The sequence below is a fragment of the Sphingobium cloacae genome, assembly GCF_002355855.1.
GTDB lineage: Bacteria > Pseudomonadota > Alphaproteobacteria > Sphingomonadales > Sphingomonadaceae > Sphingobium > Sphingobium cloacae.
In genome coordinates this window covers 2,821,882-2,842,550 of sequence record NZ_AP017655.1, presented here as the reverse complement: position 1 = coordinate 2,842,550, position 20,669 = coordinate 2,821,882, and the positions used below count along the sequence as shown (strand labels likewise).

Genomic DNA, 20,669 nt, shown 5'->3' with positions numbered 1-20,669 from the left:
ACTGTGAGGTCGACGCGGCGATCCGAGGTTCTCAGCTCGCCGCGATACGGATCGGGATAGGAAGTTGGCTACCAGCGCTCGCCAAAGTGATCGCTCAGGCGGGCTAATGACGGGGGGATTTCGTCGTCGGCACACATTCCTAGATATGTCGCCGCACGCGTCGCGCCGACATAGAGATAGCGCTCAAACAGTGACGGCTCCGATGCCGCCAATCTGTCCACCCCGACAAAGAAAACAGCCTCAAACTCGAGGCCCTTGATATGGCGAACGTCAAATACGCGGATCTCATCATCCCGGCCGATTATTTTTCCATCAACGCAAGCGACCGCATGGAGGTTTTGATCTTCAATGACCGCGTTCAAGGCATCTGTTATTGGGCGAACTGCCGCTTCTTCAGGCACCAAAATCGCGATGGAAGGGAGCGGTCGCGGGGACACTGACCGCTCGATTTCGGAGAGGCGCTGACTGAGCCAGAGAGCCACGTCCTCGGGCTCGGAAAGACCGGAAGCCATCACTGGTGACACGGCATCGTTGTTCACGTCCTCCGGCAAATCAGCATCAGACTGGTTCCCGCTTGCCGGGTCAGCCAATGCTTTAGCCAGATCGTTAAGCTGACGGCTTTGCCGATAGGCGATCGAAATTCTTTGAATCTGGAGCGATGGTTCAACCCACTGGAGACTTTCTTCGCTTCGGCTCCCCCAATCTGTGATGCGCTGATTGAAATCGCCGCATGCGAAAAATGACCCGATAGGTTCGATCGCCAGTGCTCGCATGCAGGCGAGCTGAACCGGCGAGAAATCGGGCGCCTCGTCCACGAGAATCTGATTGCGCTGGATGTCGTACAGCGCGCGAAGGGACTCATAGGCGGATTGATCTATATTCCGCCGCACCCGATTATCTGCCATCAGCGCGTTTCCAGCGCGAAGCATGGCCAGAATGATAAGGTCTGCCTCCAGAGGATGAAGGTCACGGCCCGGATTTCCGTCGGGATACCAACGCCCGCCTCGCTCACTCCTCCTGAATTGCCTGTATCGAGCCGGAACCTTGCCCAGATATTGGCGGACGGGGGCGCTGAAGCGATTGAGGGACAATTGCCAGCCCAATCGTTCAGCCAATCCGCTGGCCTCGGTATCAGTTAAGCCTCGATCACCAATCCAGTCGAGAACCAGCGCGCTGCGGGAACTCGCTGACCGGCGACGTGCCTTTGAACGCGCCTGCAACCGCAGGGCCGCATAATAGGCCCGTTGCGCCGCAGCCGGCTTGTTCGTCGGACGATCCTCCTCTTCCTCTTCCTCGTCATCGAGATCGTCGTCGGCCTGATCTGTCTGATCATCCAGGGTGTCGAGAAAGGCGATAAGCTGCTCGAAAAAATTCTCGCCCTGCGTGCGCGCACCGGCCTGAGCCCGAGCAAGCGCAGTTTTCAGCACGCCGTCGACGTCTGCTCGAACACGGCCAAGAACGCGGCGAACGTCTTCGCTGAGTGAGACAAGCGCATAGATGCCGCTTGCAGCGGAGGTAGTCTGGGCGCTCTGAACAGCGGCGCGAAGACGGTCACCAAGCTTTGCGATTTCTGCGTCCGTAGCCGAAGATAAAATTGCCGCAGCACCTTCCAGGCCAGACCAAAAGTCGCTGTTCTGCTTGGTTTGGAATTGCTCGAACCACTCGATCGGTGATTGCACGGCATCCGGGGTGATGGTGGCAGCGTTATCCTTCAAAATGAAGGGGCCGCCGCCATTTGCCGTGCGCAAAATCGAGAGGTGATTGCGCGCGAGTTCCTTTCGATGTCCGATCCACGTTTTGATCCGCAGGTCCGGCGCAGGCACGTTGTTTCGGCTGAATGCCTCTTTGAGATATTGTCCCAGCAGATCAGTCGGCGTGAACATGATCCAGCTTTGGCCATGCGGCAGAGGCGAAGGCGAAACGTCGATCAGGCTCTGCTCATCGTCACTGAGGCCGTGTGGGTCGAGTTTTTGCCCCAATCGGCGGATGAGCGTAGTCGTTTTTCCTGTTCCGGGAGGACCAAGGATCAGAAGCTGCGAGTCCAGCGACAATCGGAAGATCGCATCTTGATATTCATCGAGCACCGCCTGATCGCGAAGCTGCATCTTGTCGATGATCCCGCGCTTCCGCCCAATGGTGACGTTGTCGTCGACCTCGGCGTCTTTGAGCATCCGCTCAATCTCGTCGAGCGCATCTGCGGGGGCATCGCGCTCGGAAAGCAGCCGTAGCAATGAGGTGACAGTGACGGTCTTCTGGCCATCTGCCTCGAATATCGTGTCCAGAGAGTCCCAGCCGACAGGCAGGGCCTCCGCGTGAAACACCGTCCGTTCCAGCACTTCCAGGGAGCCGCCCGGCACCTCGATATACCCGCCGGGGCGCAGTGACGCGAGGCGACCGACTGGAGCGTTGTAACTGGCAAAACGCACCTTGGAATCGCGCAAACCGGAGGGCGCGAAACGGGAAATGTAGAATGTCGTTATGTTGTCAGATTCGTCAGCCGCGATCACCCTGGCAATAGCCGGCTCGCGCGACAGGATCTGGTGACCGTTGAGTATCTCGCGGCCGATTTCATTGAGCTTCGCTACGGCCTTCTCGGTGGTGAGCGTATTCAAGGGGGCGAGGCTTTCGGCCGACGGGCCTTTGAAGCGCGCCAGTTCCGCTTTTGCACCTGTCGCAACATTATCGAAGATAGCCAAAGCTTCTCTTGCAATATCGCTGGTGTGTTCGTTGACACTCAAACTCAAAGCCATTCCCCCCGATGGACGTTCACCTTGGTAAGCCAGTTGCCCGAAGTCCAGAATAACTACCTCAAGATTTTGATTTTCTTACTCGCCGCAGCCAGTTCGATCCTCACTGCCTCCTTTTCATGTTACGAAATCGCTGCACTTGCCTGAACCTCAATGATCCGCCCCGAGGTCATCAGCACGATCAGTCCGCGATCGGCGTCGGTCATGTCGAGATAGGCGCTGACCTGAGCCCGATAGTGGTCGAGCGTCTGAGCGTTGGGGTTCACGTCGCTCTTCCAGTCGACCACTGCAACCGGCCGACCGTCGCTGCCAATGGTCAGTGCATCAGCAATGCCCGCCGTTGCCACCAGTTCTGAGCCTTCGCCATATAGCGCATAGACAGGAAATTCGGCGAGCAGCTCCGGCCGGAGAGCGGCGATCTCCGGCAATGCAAGGGTTCGCGCGACGCAGCCGGCCAGCTCTCCAGCGCAAAGCCCGGTGGCCGGATCTGCAACAGGGACTTTGCCGAAGGCGCGAATAAGATCAGCGGCACGGTCGGTCAGAGTGGCTTCGGCCTCATCCGTTTCGCCGGTCAGCACCTCTTCCATGAGCTTATGGAGGATCAAGCCGCGTTCGCGGCCGCCTTGCACCTGAGCGGTGGTCTCCAGCTCCTGGGGCAGGTCATCAGCCGATCCTGTCCAGAGCGAGGGTTCTTCTTCTCGCAGAACGCGTCCGGCGGCGCTTTCGTCGCGGCTGGGAGCAAGCCAAGTCAGCCGGGTTTGACCGGCGGCAATGGTTTCGGCTTCCGCGGCGAAACTTGCGCGCGTCTGGGGGTTGGCCACGCCAGCAGCAGTCGTCGTAAAACCCGCCGGCAAGTGCGAAGCGTCGAGGGCTGGAAGATCGGCGAGCGACAGATCGACAAGACCGATCCACGCTGATTTCGACGGCGTGATGTCGAGCCGCGGGAGAACGAGAAGCTCGCGAGCGCGCGTTGCGGCGACATACCACAGGCGGATGCGTTCGCGGTCCAGTTCTTCCTTTTCGGCTTGGCGTACCGTTTCGTAGCCCTCAGGCGCAACGCCGAGAACGGGACAATAAAAGGTCTCGGCCTGACGGTCGATGACAGCGCTTTCGGGTGCCATGACGCCGGTCATGGTATTGATTGGAATGACGATCGGCCATTCCAGCCCCTTGGCCGCATGCATGGTAAACAGCGCAACCGCTTCCTCTTGCGCGTCAGGCCGTCCCTCAACGGCGCGCGCCTCGTCGGACCATGCTGCTGTCATGGCTTCCGCGAAGGCGCGCAGACCGCGCACGGCATAGCCTGTCGACAGGCTGAGATAGAGATCGACATTGGCGAGTGCGCGCTCGGCTTGGCCGCGATGACGCTCGAGGAGAAGCGGTCGGACGCGCATGACATCCACGGCCTGAGATAGCAGCTCGTGCGGGGTCGTGCTGTTGACACGCCGGGAGAGCGATTGCAGCCGCTCGATGATTTCCCGCGCCAGCGGGTGCGCGATGGCGGAGGGGTCGACGTTGAGATCCAGGCGCGGAATCCGATCTGGCTGTTCCTCCGTGCGCGGAAGTCCCCAGATGATGTCCAGAAGCTCTTCCTCTGTGAGGCCGACCAGGGGGCCGCGCAGCAGCGCGCCGAGCGCGAGCGTGTCGCGCCGATCGGCGAGGACGCGGCTCAGTGCGATCAGGTCCTGGATTTCCTGGCGACGGAATAGCCCCTTGCCAGCTTGGGTTGCCACGGGGATGCCGCGACGCTCCAAAGCTTCCTCGTAGCGCCATAGCTCTGCGCCGGTCGGTGCCAGCAAGGCGATGTCGCCTGGCAGGCAGGGCCGTTCCGCACCGCTGCGACGGTCGATAATAGGGTGGCTTTCGATGAGCTGGGCGCATAGCTGCGCGATCGCGTCGGCTTCGGCGTCGCGCTGCTTTTCTGCACTGGCTTTGCCGTTTTCGTCAGCCACGGCGATGTCGAGGGCTGCCACGCACAGGCCGCCCCGGTCCTCGTGGAAGGAGTCGAGAGCGGTGAAGCCAGGCTGCCCATCAGCCGAGAGAACGGCTTCGAAGCGCTCGTTGACGAAGGTGAGGATCGAGCCGCAGGAGCGGAAGTTGGTGGAGATAGACAAGAGGCTGTCTGGATTCTGGTCGCGAAAGGCGTCGCGCGCTTGCACATAGGCGCCGACATCGGCGCCCCGGAAGCGGTAGATGGCCTGCTTGGGATCACCGACCAGAAACAGCGCACCCGGTCGGATTCGGAACTGGGTCCAATCGTCCTCGCCATCGACCGGCTCGCCGCAGAGCCGCCAGAAGATTTCGGTTTGTAGCGGGTCGGTGTCCTGAAATTCGTCGACGAGGACATGAGCGAAACGCTGCCCCAGCGAACGGCGCACAGCATCATGATCGCGCAGCAGATCGCGTGCGGCGAAAATCAGATCATCGAAATCAAGCTGCGCGCTGGCACGCTTGTGCTCGCGATAGCGTTGCAGGATCGGCCGTGCTTCGTCCATCAACGCCGCCAGGGCGTGGCCGGCGGCGGACTGCACAAGCGATATCCAGCTTTCACAGCAGGCCGCATAGTGGGCGTCGGCTGCGTCATTCAGCCGGTCCCCGTCAGCCTTGGCAAGGCCGGCCTGCTTTGCGGCGGCCGCCCATTTGCCCTTCTTGCGGTAGGAGTAGAAAGTGCCGTCTTTTTTACAAAGATCCGGATGGGGCCGCGAGGTCAGAAGCCAGATGAGACCCGCAGACGTGGCGGGATCGGGACCATCCGCCACAGCGGTCGCCATCTCGGCGAGCTGCTCGGCGATTGTCACCGTTTCCGGTTCGACCGCCGCGATGCCATCCAGGAAACCTGCAAAATCCGCCACGGCCTGCCGGAACGCTGTCAGGTGTCCCTCGAGCGGGGAAACGAGCGGCGCGGTAAGCGTGGGGCGGCGGCGCAGATTTTCGGCGATCTTGTGGATGAGCGCCACGGTTTCGCCGGGGCTGTGTAGCACCATTTCAGCCAGGACGCCGCCCTGGCCGCCTGACAGGCGTTCGCGCAGCCAGCCATCGACGATCTCCAGGAAGGTGAGATCGGCCTGGTTGCGATCCATCACGCCGGCGCCGGGATCGATGTCGGCTTCCGCCGGATAGGGCTTGATCAGCCGCTGGCAGAAACCGTGGATCGTCGAGCAGGTGATTTCGTCGATCGCGGCGCTAGCGGCGGTGAGATTGTCGCGATGGGCCTGGGACAGCCCATCGGGCAGAGCCACGCGCAGTTCGGTTGCGATCGTGCCGGCCGACAGATCGGCGACAAATTCGCGGACGCGCGAAAGTAGCTCACTCGCCGCGAGTTCGGTGAAGGTGACGGCGGCGATGGAGCGCGGCGCGACGCCTTCGGCCAACATGGCGGCGATGCGCCCTGCCATCACCGCGGTCTTGCCTGAACCCGCACCAGCCTCGACCAGGATCGAACGATCGTGAAGGCTGATCGCATCGCGGCGTGCACCGTCATCTTTCAGCACTTTGGACATGTTGCTCATCATTCCGCCTCCCAGACCTGAGCGACTTCGCCCAGCCGTTCCGTCACAGCGGGCATTTTGCGTTTGCAATAGGTAGCGCTGGCATTCGCCGGCAGGGCAAAGGCGAGATCGTCATAATCGCCGCCGGTATCCGGACCAGGCAGAGCCGCGCCGCCAGCAAAACTTGCCCGTGCCGCGCGGAGATAGCCCGTGATCTGCGCGAGCACCGCCTCTGGATCATCGAGATGGAGATCAATCGGCTCGCGCGGATACAGCAGCGAGGCGCTGATGGCGACGTCATCGCCGAGAAGCGCTTTCACTGCGAAGGCATAGAGGCAACGCTGAAGCTCGCGTCCGCCATTCAGCTGGATGTCCCCGCGCGGTGGACGACCTGTTTTATAGTCGCGCACCATCGCACGCTTGCCGTCGCCGGATATGTCGATCCGGTCGATATAGCCGGCGATGTTGAAGCCAGTGTCGGGGATCGTGACTGGCGTGCTCGTATCCCACGGAGCCTCGGTTGCGGTTTTGGCTTCCGATCCGCCAAAAGGCACCTCTCCGTAGGAGCGCGTGCCCGGCAATAGGGCATCGCCGTAGGACAGAGCCCGGCCTGCCAGGACGCGGGCATCGTCGAGGGTTCGCCCCCAAATGACCGTCGGCGGAACCGGCCGTTCGCTTTCCCAATCCGCAGCGACAGCCTGAACGGCCTGTGTCACCGCGACTTCGATGGATTGCGCGTCAGCGGCTGCAAGCCCACCTGCGGCTTCGAGGTCACGCAAGGCGCGGTCGAGAACCATGTGGACGAGATCGCCAATTCCGAGCGCGTCGAGGACGAGTGGTTCGGCGCTGCTCTGTGGTTCACGCCAGCCGAACGCATAGACCCAGACGAAGCTGAGTGGATTGCGCAGCAGGCGCCGCAGTGAGCTGGCTGACTGGGTGCGGTTGAGGATGGCGAGAACAAGTGGATGGTCCGCACGCACCAGACCGTCATGAGGAGTGATATCCGCCTGCCTCCAGTCGTGCCAGCAGCCCTGTGCGCCGATCGCTTGCGGGTCGGCAGCGAACTCCTTTGGCCGGCCCATGAGGCGATCGGTCTCGCTGAAGGCATGCGTTGGAATCGCATTGCGGCGGAGGTAGATTTCGTCGCCGCGTCCAGCGAGCAATGGGCTGCGTCCCAGGAGACGGCCATCACTGTCGCGTCTGGCGCGCGAGAGAACGACGGTATCGGCTGTCGTGGCGAGGATTGTCTCGAAGTCACGGCGGTCGGCGAGATTGACCGGCAAGGGATCGAGAACCGGAGTTGAGATGATATGGTCGGGAATGAGCCGATCCTCGGCGATCCCACGCGGCCAGCGCGAAGAATTCAGCCCGAGAAGACGCACGAAGCGGCGCGGCGACGACGCTAGCGCGCTGGCAGGCATCCAGACGATAGAGACGCAGGCCTCCAGTCCATCGTCCTGTTTCAGGGTCTCTAGAGTTGCGTCGATCGAGGCGGCGGGGCCAGCCACCAGTGCCTTACGCCAGATTGCGAGCCCCCGGCCAGAGAGAAAGGCCTCACCGATTTCGCTGGCGGCGTCCGGCCCTTTCGCCAGAACATCGACAGCGGCGCGGAGCGCCGGGGCGTGATCCTTGCCGTCAGGCCAGTGCTCAGGCGTCAACCGAGTGAGCACGCGGCTCCAGGCGCCTTCCGTAGAAAGCGGCGCATCTGCGGGCAAAACACGCAGCCAGCCATCAGGTAGCGCTTCGAAAGGTGCGCTTTCCCGGCATAGAGCAGCAAGGCGCCGCAGCCGTGATTGTGACAGCCCACGAACGACAATGTCGGCGAGCGCTGCGGCTGCCTGGCCTTCCCGGGTGGCGACGGTTCGGACACCGTGGACGAAATGGAGGTCGATATTGGCGTCAGCGCGCAATGCCAGGAAATGATCGTCATAGTCCGCAGGCGAGGCCGTCGCGATGGCGATCTCCGAGGGCGAGACGCCCGATGCCAGCAGGCCTCGCGCCCAGCGCATCGCCTCAACAGCTTCGTGATAGGAGGTCGCGGCGCTGACGGCACTGATCTCCGGGGCTCCTGCCGGCGCCCGCGCGATAGTGACGCCCATGCCCTCCAGCCATGCAGGAATGCCCCTCGGGCCAGCCGTCCACTGCACTGGGATGTGGTCGGTGAGGGCTTGGAGCAAGGGCCGCCAGCAAGGCGATAGTTCGGTAAGGCCAGTGATTTCCACCGGGCCGAGGACTGCCGGTGCATGGCCGATGCGGGCCATCGCGGCGGCGACAATGTCAACTGGCCGCATCATGGCGGTGGGCAGTTGATCCAGGACCGCCGCTTCTAGGCGAGCGATGGCAGCGAGGCGCGGATGATCGGCCGAGCGCCCAGCAAGATCGATCCCCGCGCGCCAGGCTTTGTGCAGCGTGTCCGCAGCAGCGTCGATCATGCCAGGAAGCGTCTTGATGCTCTCCAACTCACCCATCGGTGTCGCCGGAATGGCTGCCTGAATGGCCGAGCGCAGGCTTTCATCATCGATCGGACGGACGAAGCCACCAGCGAGGCGGACAGCGGCCTGCTCGAAGGACATGATCTGGAGACCGTGGCGAGCGTCACGACCGGCGGCCAACCGGCTCTCCCGCATCGCAAGGCGGCCGTGAACGATCAGGGTGGATCGATGCGCAATGGTCATTGCCGCTCTCCTTTCAGGAATCGTTTACTGCCGGGCGTCACACCAGTGGCGGCGGATGCCGCCCGCGCGCAGATGGTCTGACATTTCAAGCCCTGTTGATGCATGTCTTGCTCCATCTCTGCACCCGATAGCCCATTGACTGTAGCTCAATATGGGAATAATAATTACACGGATCGATACGGCATGTCCATATAGTTTTTATTCTTACTTATGCGAGGCCAAGATGGCAGAAGCCGCAACGACGCTGAAATGGGGGGTGGAGCGCCGGCTTGAATTCATTGAATTTCGGCTGTTCTGGGAGGGGTCAATCAACCGTGCCGATCTCGTCGAGACGTTTGGCGTGTCGGTGCCCCAAGCATCAAAAGATCTGACGCTCTATCAAGAGCGCGCGCCAGGAAATATGGAGTATGATACTCGCGCCAAGCGCTATGTCGCGGCCGCAAAGTTCGTTCTGCGCTTCCTTGAGCCGGACCCCTACATCTATCTCTCCCAGCTTCGCTCGGTCGCCGAAGGGGCCATTCCTGCAAGCGATTCGTGGATCGCTGAGCTGCCCAGCGCCGATGTCGCAATGACTCCCCGGCGCGACATCGATATCGAAGTCCTACGCAAAATTCTCGATGCCACCCGCGCAGGCGTCTCAATCGACGTTTTCTATCAATCGATGAACAAGGTGCGCCCAGAGCCTATCTGGCGCCGCATCACGCCTCACGCCTTTGGCTATGACGGCTTTCGTTGGCACGCGCGGGCCTATTGCCACCTTGAGCACAAGTTCAAAGATTTCCTGCTGCCACGCATTCTGGAAGTTGGCGAAAAGGGCGAACCGGGAGAAGCGGGTGAACGGGACTGGCTCTGGAACAATTATTTCGACGTACAGATCGGTCCGCACCCCGCGCTTACGGCCAGCCAGAAGCAGGTTGTCGCCAAGGATTACGGGCTGGATCACGGTAACGGCGTGCTCACGGTTCGATATGCGATGCTCTTCTATGTCTTGAAGCGCCTCGGTTTGCTTGCCGATGCCGCAAAGCAAAGCGCGTACACGCAGCATATCGTAACAATAAACCGCAAGGAAACTGAAGCTGCGCTTGAAAAGGCAGAGCTTCAGCTATGAATGATTCGGGGGGCGCTGACTGATGGCGGCAAGGCTTGAGGAGATAAAGAACGGCGCGTCTGTGCGAGGCGTAGCCTCGGCGCAAGCTGTACATGTCGTTTCTGTCGACTGGATCGGCGATCAGGCGATCAGTGTCGTTTTCCGCGATCACAATGGCACAGTGGCCGAGTCTGTGCTTTACCGGGACGACGAGCATCGCCTTGAAGTCGAGCAGAATGGGCGGCCTTGGTCGTTTGATGCCGATGGCGCTCTGCTGCGTCTGGTGACCGAAGCCAACCGCATCAAGCTGGCCCATTTTTTTGACCCGTATCTGGCGATCCATACCAGCCTGGTCGATCCGCTGCCGCACCAGATTTCGGCGGTCTATGGTGAAATGCTGCCGCGTCAGCCGCTCCGCTTCCTGCTTGCCGACGATCCGGGTGCCGGCAAGACCATCATGGCCGGATTGCTGATGAAGGAGTTGATCGCACGGAGCGATCTCGAACGCTGCCTCGTCGTCGCGCCGGGCAGTCTGGTCGAGCAATGGCAGGACGAGCTCGGCCAGAAGTTCAATCTTGAGTTCGATATCCTCTCCCGCGACATGATCGAAAATTCGCGCTCGGGTAATCCGTTCAGCGACCGCGATCGGCTGATTGTCCGCCTCGACGTGCTGGCGCGCAATGAGGAGCTTCAGGACAAGCTCATGAGCGCGCGCGAATGGGACCTGATCATTTGCGACGAGGCCCACCGCATGTCGGCCACCTATTTCGGCGGCGAGGTCAAATATACGCGGCGCTATCAGGTTGGCCAGAAGCTCGGCCAGGTCTGCCGGCACCTGCTGCTCATGTCGGCGACCCCGCACAACGGCAAGGAAGAGGATTTCCAGCTCTTCATGGCTTTGCTCGACGGCGACCGGTTTGAAGGCCGGTTCCGCGACGGGGTCCATTATGCTGACACCGAAGACATGATGCGGAGACTGACCAAGGAAGAGCTCCTCAAGTTCGATGGCCGACCGCTGTTCCCCGAGCGGCGAGCGCGCACGGTCAAATATCAGCTCTCGGACGGCGAGGCCGCGCTCTATACCGCCGTCACCGAGTATGTGCGCACCGAGATGAACCGGGTGCAGCGCTTCGCCGAGGGGGACGGAAAGAAGCGCAATAATGTCGGTTTCGCCTTGCAGATTCTCCAGCGGCGCCTCGCTTCGTCACCGGCCGCCATCTACCAGTCCCTCAAACGGCGTCGGGAACGGCTGGAAAACGAACTGGGTGAAGCCCGCCTTGCCGCCAAGGGCCGGCGATCTGGCGCGTCCGAGTCCGCGATCAACGCCGACATGCTACGCAACATCGAGGAATATGGTCAGGAGGAGATCGACGAACTTGAGGATCTAATCTCCACTGGCGCGACGACGGCCGAGACGGTTGAGCAGCTCGCCCTGGAAGTCGAGACACTGAAGGGCCTCGAGACCATGGCGCTCGGCGTGCTGCGCTCGGGCGTGGACACCAAGTGGAGCCAGCTCAATCGTATCCTCGACGACGATCTGATGGTTGACGCGGCGGGCAACCGCCGCAAGCTGATCATCTTCACCGAGCCCAAGGACACACTGCATTACCTGCTCGACAAGGTGAGGGCGCGGCTTGGCAATCCCGAGGCCGTGGAGGTGATCCATGGCGGCGTGTCGCGCGAGGAGCGGCGCAAGGTCGTCGAGCGCTTCATGCAGGATATGTCATCGGTCGTGCAATTCTCCGCAAAAGTGGGCTTTGAAAATTCCCTAGTTGGTGGCCCCTTCATCTCATTCTGCCGGGGCTAGCCCCGGCAGAATGAGATGAGCCGACATTGTCCTCATCTCCTTTGCAGACGCGGAGACGGGGCCGATGATCCGACTTGGAGAATTGATGATGATCCTCGAACTACATCGGCAGGGCGTATCGATATCCGCCATTGCCCGACGCACTGGTCGCGATCCCAAGACCATCCGAAAATATATCGAACGGGGCATCGAGGCCCCGGTTTACGGCCCTCGCATGCTGGGTCGACCGAACAAACTGGCACCCTATCTGGAATTTTTGCGTGAGCGAGTGACGGCCTTTCCCGATCTGACTGCGGCGCGCCTGACGCGGGAAATCCGTGAGCTGGGATATATGGGCGCCTATACCGCGGTAAAGCGGTTCCTGGCAGCGATCCGGCCGGAAAACGGCCCCAAGCCCTTTGAGGTTCGGTTCGAGACGCCGCCTGGCGTGCAGGCACAGGTCGACTTTGCCCGGTTCGTCGTCGAATTTACCGATGAGCCCGGCGTCAGCCGGATCGTCTGGCTGTTCAGCCTGGTGCTGGGACATTCGCGCTTCCTGTTTGCGCGCTACGTCATGCATCAGGATCTCCAAAGCCTGTTGCGCTGTCATATGCAGGCCTTTGAAGCGCTCGGCGGCGTCCCGATCGAGATCCTCTACGATCGCATGAAAACCGCTGTGACCGGGGAAGATGATCAGGGCCACATCATCTACAATCGATCATTGCTGGCTCTGGCCGGGCATTATCGCTTCGTGCCGCGCGCCTGCCGTCCCTATCGGGCCAAGACCAAGGGAAAGGTCGAGCGGCCATTCAGCTATATCCGCAAGGACTTCTTCCTGGGCCGGAGCTTCCGCAATCTGGACGATCTCAATGTCCAGCTGATCGACTGGCTCGATACCGTCGCCAACGTCCGTGTCCACGGCACGACGCAGCGGATTATTGCTGAAGCCTTCGCCGCCGAGCAGCCTGAGTTGCAGCTGCTCCCGGCGGGCCGCTTTGACGCTGTTCTGAAGCTGGAGCGCCGCGTCAGCCACGATGGGATGGTCTCGGTCGGCGGCAATTACTACAGCGTTCCCGATCGCACCCGGCGCGTCGTCGAAATCCAGCAGTTACCCGACAAGATCCGGATCGTAGACCTGGGCCAGGTCATTGCCGAGCACCCGGTTCTTGAGGGGCGTCGGCAGTACAGGATCGATCCTGCGCATCGGACAGGCAGCAGCGGCGCCAAGCGCCGTATCCATGGCAAAGAGGTAATCGCCATCGGTCGTGTAGGCGAGCATGTCGCCGTGCGCTCCCTGGCCATCTATCAGGCGATCGGCAGCCAACTGGCGCGGGGAGACCGGCCATGAACCATGGGGGTGCCGCATCCCGCGTCGATAATATCCGCCGCAGCCTCGTCCATCTCAAAATGCCACGCGCCCTGGAGATGCTCGACGCCACCCTGCGCGGCATAGAGCAGGGCAAAATCGATGGCATCGAGGCCATCGACATATTGCTGAACGAAGAACTGTCGCTCCGGGAGAACCGCAGGATCAAGGCAGCCCTGCGCATGGCAAGGCTGCCGATCATCAAGACGCTGGACGGATATGACTTCTCCTTCCAGCCATCGCTCGACAGGAACCGCATCCTGGCGCTCGCTGGCCTGGACTTCATCAACCGGGCCGAGGTGGTGCATCTGCTGGGCCCGCCCGGTACCGGGAAAAGCCATATCGCCACGGCCCTTGCCGTCGAGGCCGTGAAGGCGGGCAAGAGCGTCTACTTCATCCCGCTCGCCGATCTGATCGCTTCACTGACCAAGGCTGAACGCGAGGGCACGTTGCGCGAGAAGATCCGCTTCCTATGCCGATCCTCCCTGCTCGTCGTCGACGAGATCGGGTATCTTCCCGTCACGCCCGGCGGCGGCAATCTCTTCTTCCAGCTCGTCAACGCCCGATACGAAAAGGGTGCCATGATCCTGACATCCAACCGCGGCTTCGCCGAATGGGGTGATGTCTTTGGCGATCCGGTGGTGGCCACCGCGCTGCTCGACCGCCTTCTTCACCACGCTGTGGTCATCCAGATCGAGGGCTCCAGCTATCGCATGCGACAGCACGCCGACCTCCTGCCCGAGCATGCGCGCATGGCACCGTCCATCAACCCGCCGCCCTTGCCGAAACGGCGCGGCCGCCCGCCAGCAAAGGAAAAGCCCGATCTCCATCACGGCTGATCACCGACACAAACCCTCCCGCCAAACTAGGGAATTTTAGATGCCCACTTTTGCGGAATCTTCGGTGCCCGTTGACAGGATAAGGACATGTTGGTCCTGATCGCCAACGATGCGGCGGGCGAAGGTGTGAACCTTCAGCGGGGTCATCTCATGGTCAACTACGACCTGCCGTGGAACCCGAACAAGATCGAGCAGCGGTTTGGCCGCATCCACCGCATCGGACAGACCGAGGTTTGCCACCTGTGGAATCTCGTCGCGGCTGATACGCGCGAAGGTGAGGTTTACGCGCGCCTGCTCGAAAAGCTGGAAGCTGCGCGTGAGGCGCTTGGTGGCCGCGTCTACGATGTGCTCGGTGAATTGTTCGACGGCGTGGCCCTCAAGGACCTTTTGTTCGAAGCAATCCAGTACGGCGAACAGGAGGACGTCAAGGCCCGCCTCTTCCAGCAAGTCGATGGCGCGGTTGACCAAGCGCACCTGCTTGAATTGCTCCGCCGCCGCGCGCTGACCAACGACACCATGCCCGAGGCCAGAGTCGAGGAACTGCGCCTCGAAATGGAGCGGGCAGAGGCGCTGCGCTTACAGCCGCATCACATTCAGAGCTTCTTTGTCGAGGCGTTCCAGCACCTTGGTGGCCGGATCAAGCGCCGCGAGGAAGGGCGCTGGGAGATAACACATGTCCCCGTGCGTATCCGCGAGCGCGATCGTCAGATCGGGACCGGCGCGCCAATCCAGACGCAATATGAGCGGATCTGTTTCGAGAAGGACAAGATCAACCAGCAGCCGGTCGCCGCGTTTGTCTGTCCCGGCCATCCGCTGCTCGAAGCGGTGATCAGCCTGATCCGGGAACAGTATGAGCAGATCATGCGGCAGGGCGCGATCCTGGTGGATGACACTGATGACGGTGATGCGCTGTCGGCGATATTCCTGCTGGAGCACACGGTCCAGGACGGGCGCGTCACCAGCATCGGCAAACCACATGTGATTTCTCAGCGCCTTCAGTTTGCCGCGATCGACAAGGCCGGCACGACCGTCAATGCCGGCATTGCTCCGCATCTGAATTTGCGGCCCGCCAGACCGGAAGAAGTCGCCAGTGTGCGCGACCTTTTGGAGGAAAGCTGGCTGACCACCGATCTGGAAAAAGCTGCGATCCGGTTTGCTACGGTCGATCTGGCCCAAGGTCATGTCGCCGAGGTCAAGGCACGTCGCTTGCCTGAAATTGAAAAGGTCGAGCAGGAAGTTCGTGCGCGGCTCAAGAAGGAGATCAATTACTGGGACTCGCGCGCCTTTGAGCTGAAGGAAGAGGAACGGGCCGGAAAGAAAACGCGTGTGAACTGGCAGAATGCCCAGCGCCGGGCCGAGGACCTGGCGGAGCGCCAGAAGCGCCGAATGGACCAGTTAGAGCGCGAAAGGTTCATCTCGTCGCAGCCGCCGCGTGTGAGGGGCGGCATGGTGGTCATTCCGCGTGGCCTGCTCGAAACGCGTCAGGCGCCGAGCATTCCGAACCATTTCGCGGAGGACTCCGCAGCACGCCGGGCCATCGAATTGGCGGCGATGGAAGCTGTCATGGCGGCGGAGCGGGCCTTGGGCAATGAGCCGGCCGACGTCTCTGACCAGAAAATCGGCTACGACATCGCTTCGCATGATCCGAGGTCGGGGCATCTGCGCTTCATCGAGGTGAAGGGCCGCATCGACGGTGCCGATAGCGTGATGGTCACGCGGCAGGAGGTCATCACTTCCTTGCACGAGCCGGAAAAATTCATCCTGGCGATCGTATCTGTCAACGCCGGCTTCGCGCACGAGCCGCGATATGTACGCGGGCCGCTGGTCGAACGTGAACCTTCTTTCCTCGAAACCGCGATCCAGTTCCACCTGCCGCGCCTCCTCGAGCGGGCGGAGGCGCCGCGATGAGGATCACCAAAGGCCTGATCATCGCTGATCCCTGGATCGGCTACATTCTCGATGGCACGAAGGACTGGGAGATGCGGTCGTCGGCGACATCGCATCGTGGCTGGTTTGCCCTGATCCGCAAAGGCACCGGGGCGATTTACGGCGTTGCCAAGCTGATCGAATCGGGCACGCCGCTGCTTCCGGCCGAGATGATCGCCACCTTCGAGCATCACCGTATTCCTGAGGATATGATCCGCTCGGGCGAAGTCGCCAAATGGACTACCCCATGGAAGCTCGTCGACGTGCGTCGCTTCGACCAGCCGGTCGCTTACCGACACAAGAGCGGTGCCGTGACTTGGGTCGAGCTGGACGACGCTGCCATCGAAGGTGTTGCGGGACGGCTTGGAGCCGTGGACACGACGGTTGAGCCTAAAGTGGCGATGCCTCTGGCCGACGCTTCGCGGTGGAATCGGTCCGGCAGTGCAGACACCGTAACGGTCGATGTCGCGCAGCGCGGTCGCAAGCTTCATATCGATATTGAATGGGATGACGGCACGCCGAGCATGCCCACTCCCGTAAGGGCGGAGCCATCACCGGCCGCTAGCCACAATGCGCAATCCTCAGCGGTAATGGCCATAACACGGTCGCAGGTGTCAGGGCGCGTCATCGGTGAGGTGGAGATCACCGATGGAAACATCACGAACAAGCACATTTATTTGCGCTCGTTCTTCGACCGCTTTCCCGCCGACGCCATTGGCGGTTCAAACAGGGCGACGCGGGCGAAGCGTGATCTCACGATCGACTGGGGCGGCGCAGAACCGGTCGAAACCGACCTCGACGGTCAGAAGAAGTTCTTCCGCGCGCGAGGCTGGATCGGCGCTTTCTATCAATTGTATCGCGCCCAAGCTGGCGATCGCGTCGTGGTCGAGGAGGTCGCGGCCTATCGGTATCGTGTCAGCCTCAGAAAACAGGGGTTTCGAGAGGGAGCGGCCCAATGACCGACGGATTGGATGACCAGCTTCGGGATTGGACCGATCTGAAAGACCAGGAGGATTGGTCCGGATTGCTCATCGGCAACGGTTTCAGCCAGAATTTGTGGCAGCGTTTCGGGTATGGCTCGCTATTCGAGACCGCAGCCCAAGGCGATGGAGCACAGCTCAACGCCGCAGACATCTCGCTCTTTGAGCGTCTGGAAACACGAAATTTCGAAGTTGTCTTGAGCGCCTTGGCGACCAGCAAGACGGTGTCTGCGGCGCTCGACCTGCCTTTAGATTCGTTTTCAGAGCGGGAGGCCAGCATTCGGGGGGCGCTGATCCGGGCGGTCCATTCGGTGCATGTGCCATGGCAATCCGTGCCTGACGCCCATCTCGACGCTATCGCGACCGAACTATCGGCTTTTGCGTCGATCTACTGCACGAACTATGATCTTACGCTCTACTGGGCGCTTATGCGGAATCTGAACGGCTTCCGGGATTATTTCTGGTCGGAAAAGTTCGATGTCACAAACACGGAGATCTGGGGCAAAAAGACCAAGGTGCATTTCCTGCATGGTGGCCTCCACCTCTATCGGCGGCCGAACGGCCAGACATTGAAAAGGCCGGCTGCTGCGGGACAGAACCTGCTGGACCTGTTCGGAACCGCTTATCAGGATGCTATGCCGCTCTTCATTTCGGAAGGGACGGCTCAGGAGAAGCTCGCGTCGATTTATCGGTCCGATTACCTTTCCTTTGTATTTGCCCGCTTGGCGCAGGACATCGAACCCTTGGTAGTCTTCGGCCACAGCCTCGGGGACAGCGACAAGCACCTTATTGACGCTATCGGAAACCACAAAGGCCGAGCGGTTGCCGTCTCGCTCCGCGCCAACGGCAATATTCGCCAGAAGAAGGCTGCGTTGATCGAAGCGCTGCCCGAAGCCACCCTGCATTTCTACGACGCCGCCTCGCACCCACTGGGTGCTGCTGCCCTTACGATTGAAGAGCCTGCACAATGACCCAGCCCTACAAAAAGAAGCTCATCGAAGTCGCGATCCCGCTCGAAGCGATCAACGCGGCTTCCGCACGAGAGAAGTCTATCCGGCATGGGCATCCGTCCACGTTGCACTTGTGGTGGGCGCGGCGGCCGTTGGCCGCATGCCGTGCGGTCTTGTTCGCCCAACTCGTAGATGATCCATCGAGCAACCCCGAAAACTTCCCCACGCCCGAGGCGCAGGAGGCTGAGCGCAAGCGGTTGTTCGGGATCATCGAGGAACTGGTGAAGTGGGAAAACTCGACCAACGAGGAGGTGCTGGAGCGCGCCCGCGCCGAAATCCGCAAGAGCTGCGGCGGAGAACTGCCGCCGGTCTATGATCCGTTCTCGGGTGGCGGGTCGATCCCGCTAGAGGCGCAACGCCTTGGCCTCCCCGCCTATGGCTCAGACTTGAACCCGGTCGCGGTAATGATCGGCAAGGCAATGATCGAGATCCCACCGAAGTTTAAAGACAAGGAGCCTATCCATCCCGGCGTCAAAGACCGGCAGTTCTACCGCAATTCGGAGGGGCTCGCCGAGGACGTGAAATATTACGGCGAGTGGATGCGCGAAAAGGCGTGGGAGCGCATCGGACATCTCTACCCAGAGGTGGATTTGCCGCAGGAGTATGGCGGAGGCAAGGCTACGGTGATTGCCTGGATCTGGGCTCGGACCGTGCCAAGCCCGGACCCGGCGTTTGCGGATGTGCAGGTGCCGATTGCGTCGAGTTTCCTGCTGAGTTCCAAGGCCGGGAAAGAGGCATGGATTGAACCCATCGTGGACCGTAAGGCCAAGACTATCACCTATCGCATCCGGAAGGGCGGAACGAAGGCCGAGCTTGAGGTGGCGAAGGAAGGTACCAAGGCCGGGCGTGGCGCGAATTTCCGCTGCATCATGTCGGATACCGCGATCACGCCAAAGCACATCACGTCAGCGGGCAAAGCCGGGCATATGGGGCAGACCCTGATTGCCATCGTGGCCGAAGGTAAAGGCGGCAGGGCCTATGTCGCGCCGACCGACAGGCATGATACGCTTGCAAAATCAGGCAAGCCGGCGTGGAAGCCTGAACAGCGCCAGCCGAACAACCCCCGTTGGTTCTCGCCACCAGCCTACGGTATGGAAACTTTTGGCGACCTGTTCACCGACCGCCAGCTTCTTGCGCTGAATACGTTCAGCGATCTGGTGCATGAGGCGCGGGCGCAGGTTGAGGTTGATGCTCGCGCCGCTGGCCTTTCATCTGATCTGACCTCGCTGTGCGACGGTGGCAGTGGGGCCAAGGCATATGCCGAAGCGGTGAGTGTTTATCTGACTTTTGGCGTCTCCAAAGCGACGGATTATCATTCGTCGATAACTACTTGGCACAGTAGCAGAGAAATCATTCGGAATACCTTTGGGCGGCAAGCTCTTCCGATGACGTGGGATTTCACGGAAGCAAATATTTTTTCGGCATCTACGGGAAATTGGCGCAACTGTATCGAATGGGGTGTGAAAACCTTGGACGCTCTGATGCCGAGAAATACTGGATTAGAAATCCAGCATGATGCGCAGTCGGTCACTTATCCAGAAAGGACTGTTATCTCGTCTGATCCGCCATATTACGACAACATTGGATATGCCGATCTTTCAGATTTTTTCTTTTCTTGGATGAAGCCTGCACTGCGGCCGGTTTACCCCGAGATTTTCGGGGTGCTTGCCACACCCAAGGCCGAGGAATTAGTCGCAACTCCATACCGTCATGGAGGGAAAGATGCTGCGGAAGCCTTCTTTCTCGATGGCATGAGCCGGGCGATCGCCAATATGGCGGCCCAATCGTCAGACCTGTTCCCTGCAACAATCTATTACGCTTTCAAGCAAAGCGAAGTCGCGCAGGACGGGATTAGTTCGACCGGTTGGGCGACCTTCCTGCAAGCCGTGGTTGAAGCGGGCTATGCCGTTGTCGGCACATGGCCCATGCGTACCGAGATGGCGAACCGCATGATTGCCTCGGGCACTAACGCCCTCGCCAACTCGGTTGTCCTTGTTTGCCGGAAAAAGGAAGCCACGGCTGAGGCCATTACGCGCGCCGAGTTCGTTCGCGCGTTGAAGCGCGAATTGCCACCGGCCATCGCCGAGCTTCAGGTCGCGAACATTGCGCCTGCCGACATGCCGCAATCAGCCATCGGACCCGGCATGGGAGTGTTTTCTCGCTACAAGGCCGTATTGGAATCCGATGACAGTCCGATGAGCGTAAAGACAGCACTTCAGCTCATTAACCGGGAACTCGATGAGTATCTCGGCGGCATCCAGGGCGAGTTCGACGCCGACACGCGGTTCGCCATCACCTGGTTCGAGCAGAACGGCAATGGTAAGGGCGACTATGGCGTTGCCGATAATCTTGCCCGCGCACGTGGCATCTCGGTCGAGAGCGTCAAGCATGCCGGTATCGTCGAAAGTGCCGCTGGCAAGGTTCGCATTCTGATCCGCGACGAACTCGACGAGGATTGGGAGCCGGAAAGCGATAGCCACCTGACGGTGTGGGAATGCCTTCAGCATCTGGTCCGTTTGCACGAGAAGGACGGTATCTCTCATGACACTGCCGTCCTCCTGAAGAAGATCAACGCCCAGGCCGAGACCGTAAAGGATCTCGCATACTGCCTCTATGACATTAGCGCCAACAAGCGGAAGGATGCGAAGGAGGCCACCGCTTACAACGCCCTGATCGCCGATTGGGCCGAGCTGACGAAGGCAGCCGCAGCCATCCACGACACGAGCGGGGATCGCCAGACCCGCATGGATATTTGAGGGGGAACG

General features: G+C 60.8%; 9 protein-coding genes and 2 pseudogenes. 8 read left to right on the top strand and 3 right to left on the bottom strand.

What is annotated here, in order from left to right:
* Nucleotides 1–68 precede the first annotated feature (68 nt).
* The 3 genes from SCLO_RS23925 to SCLO_RS13970 all read right to left on the bottom strand — a co-directional run bounded on the left by SCLO_RS23925 (nt 69) and on the right by SCLO_RS13970 (nt 8,910).
* A complete protein-coding gene (locus tag SCLO_RS23925; protein WP_231923239.1) occupies nt 69–2,744 on the bottom strand; it encodes an ATP-binding domain-containing protein in 2,676 nt (891 codons plus the stop codon).
* Nucleotides 2,745–2,869: 125 nt separating this feature from the next.
* Nucleotides 2,870–6,259 carry a UvrD-helicase domain-containing protein gene (locus tag SCLO_RS13975; protein ID WP_231923238.1) on the bottom strand — a complete coding sequence of 1,130 codons (3,390 nt, stop codon included), beginning with the start codon at nt 6,257–6,259 and terminating at the stop codon, nt 2,870–2,872.
* Entirely contained in the window at nt 6,256–8,910 is a 2,655-nt protein-coding gene (locus tag SCLO_RS13970; RefSeq protein WP_066519886.1) for a PD-(D/E)XK nuclease family protein, read from the bottom strand. Before SCLO_RS13970 ends, SCLO_RS13975 begins: the two co-directional genes overlap by 4 nt.
* Before the next feature lie 223 nt (nt 8,911–9,133).
* On the opposite strand from SCLO_RS13970, the gene SCLO_RS13965 reads away from it, so the two are divergent.
* The 8 genes and pseudogenes from SCLO_RS13965 (at nt 9,134) to SCLO_RS13930 (ending at nt 20,660) form a co-directional block, all read left to right on the top strand.
* Entirely contained in the window at nt 9,134–10,018 is an 885-nt protein-coding gene (locus SCLO_RS13965) for a WYL domain-containing protein (protein WP_066519888.1), read from the top strand.
* A gap of 22 nt (nt 10,019–10,040) precedes the next feature.
* Nucleotides 10,041–11,732 (top strand): annotated as a pseudogene (locus SCLO_RS13960) (SNF2-related protein); the annotation flags it as partial.
* A 136-nt stretch (nt 11,733–11,868) separates the two neighbouring features.
* A complete protein-coding gene (istA, locus tag SCLO_RS13955) occupies nt 11,869–13,131 on the top strand; it encodes an IS21 family transposase (protein WP_096362064.1) in 1,263 nt (420 codons plus the stop codon).
* On the top strand, nt 13,128–13,988 hold the full coding sequence (istB, locus tag SCLO_RS13950; protein WP_066522470.1) for an IS21-like element helper ATPase IstB: 861 nt from the start codon (nt 13,128–13,130) through the stop codon (nt 13,986–13,988). Before istA ends, istB begins: the two co-directional genes overlap by 4 nt.
* 75 nt (nt 13,989–14,063) lie before the next feature.
* A pseudogene (locus SCLO_RS13945) lies at nt 14,064–15,896 on the top strand (protein NO VEIN domain-containing protein); the annotation flags it as partial.
* Entirely contained in the window at nt 15,893–16,873 is a 981-nt protein-coding gene (locus SCLO_RS13940; RefSeq protein ID WP_066520600.1) for an ASCH domain-containing protein, read from the top strand. The pseudogene SCLO_RS13945 and the gene SCLO_RS13940, both read left to right, overlap by 4 nt.
* Complete coding sequence (locus SCLO_RS13935) at nt 16,870–17,865, top strand: DUF4917 family protein (protein ID WP_066520602.1); 996 nt, start codon at nt 16,870–16,872, stop codon at nt 17,863–17,865. Before SCLO_RS13940 ends, SCLO_RS13935 begins: the two co-directional genes overlap by 4 nt.
* A complete protein-coding gene (locus tag SCLO_RS13930) occupies nt 17,862–20,660 on the top strand; it encodes a DUF1156 domain-containing protein (RefSeq protein WP_066520603.1) in 2,799 nt (932 codons plus the stop codon). Before SCLO_RS13935 ends, SCLO_RS13930 begins: the two co-directional genes overlap by 4 nt.
* The last annotated feature ends 9 nt before the right edge of the window (nt 20,661–20,669 follow it).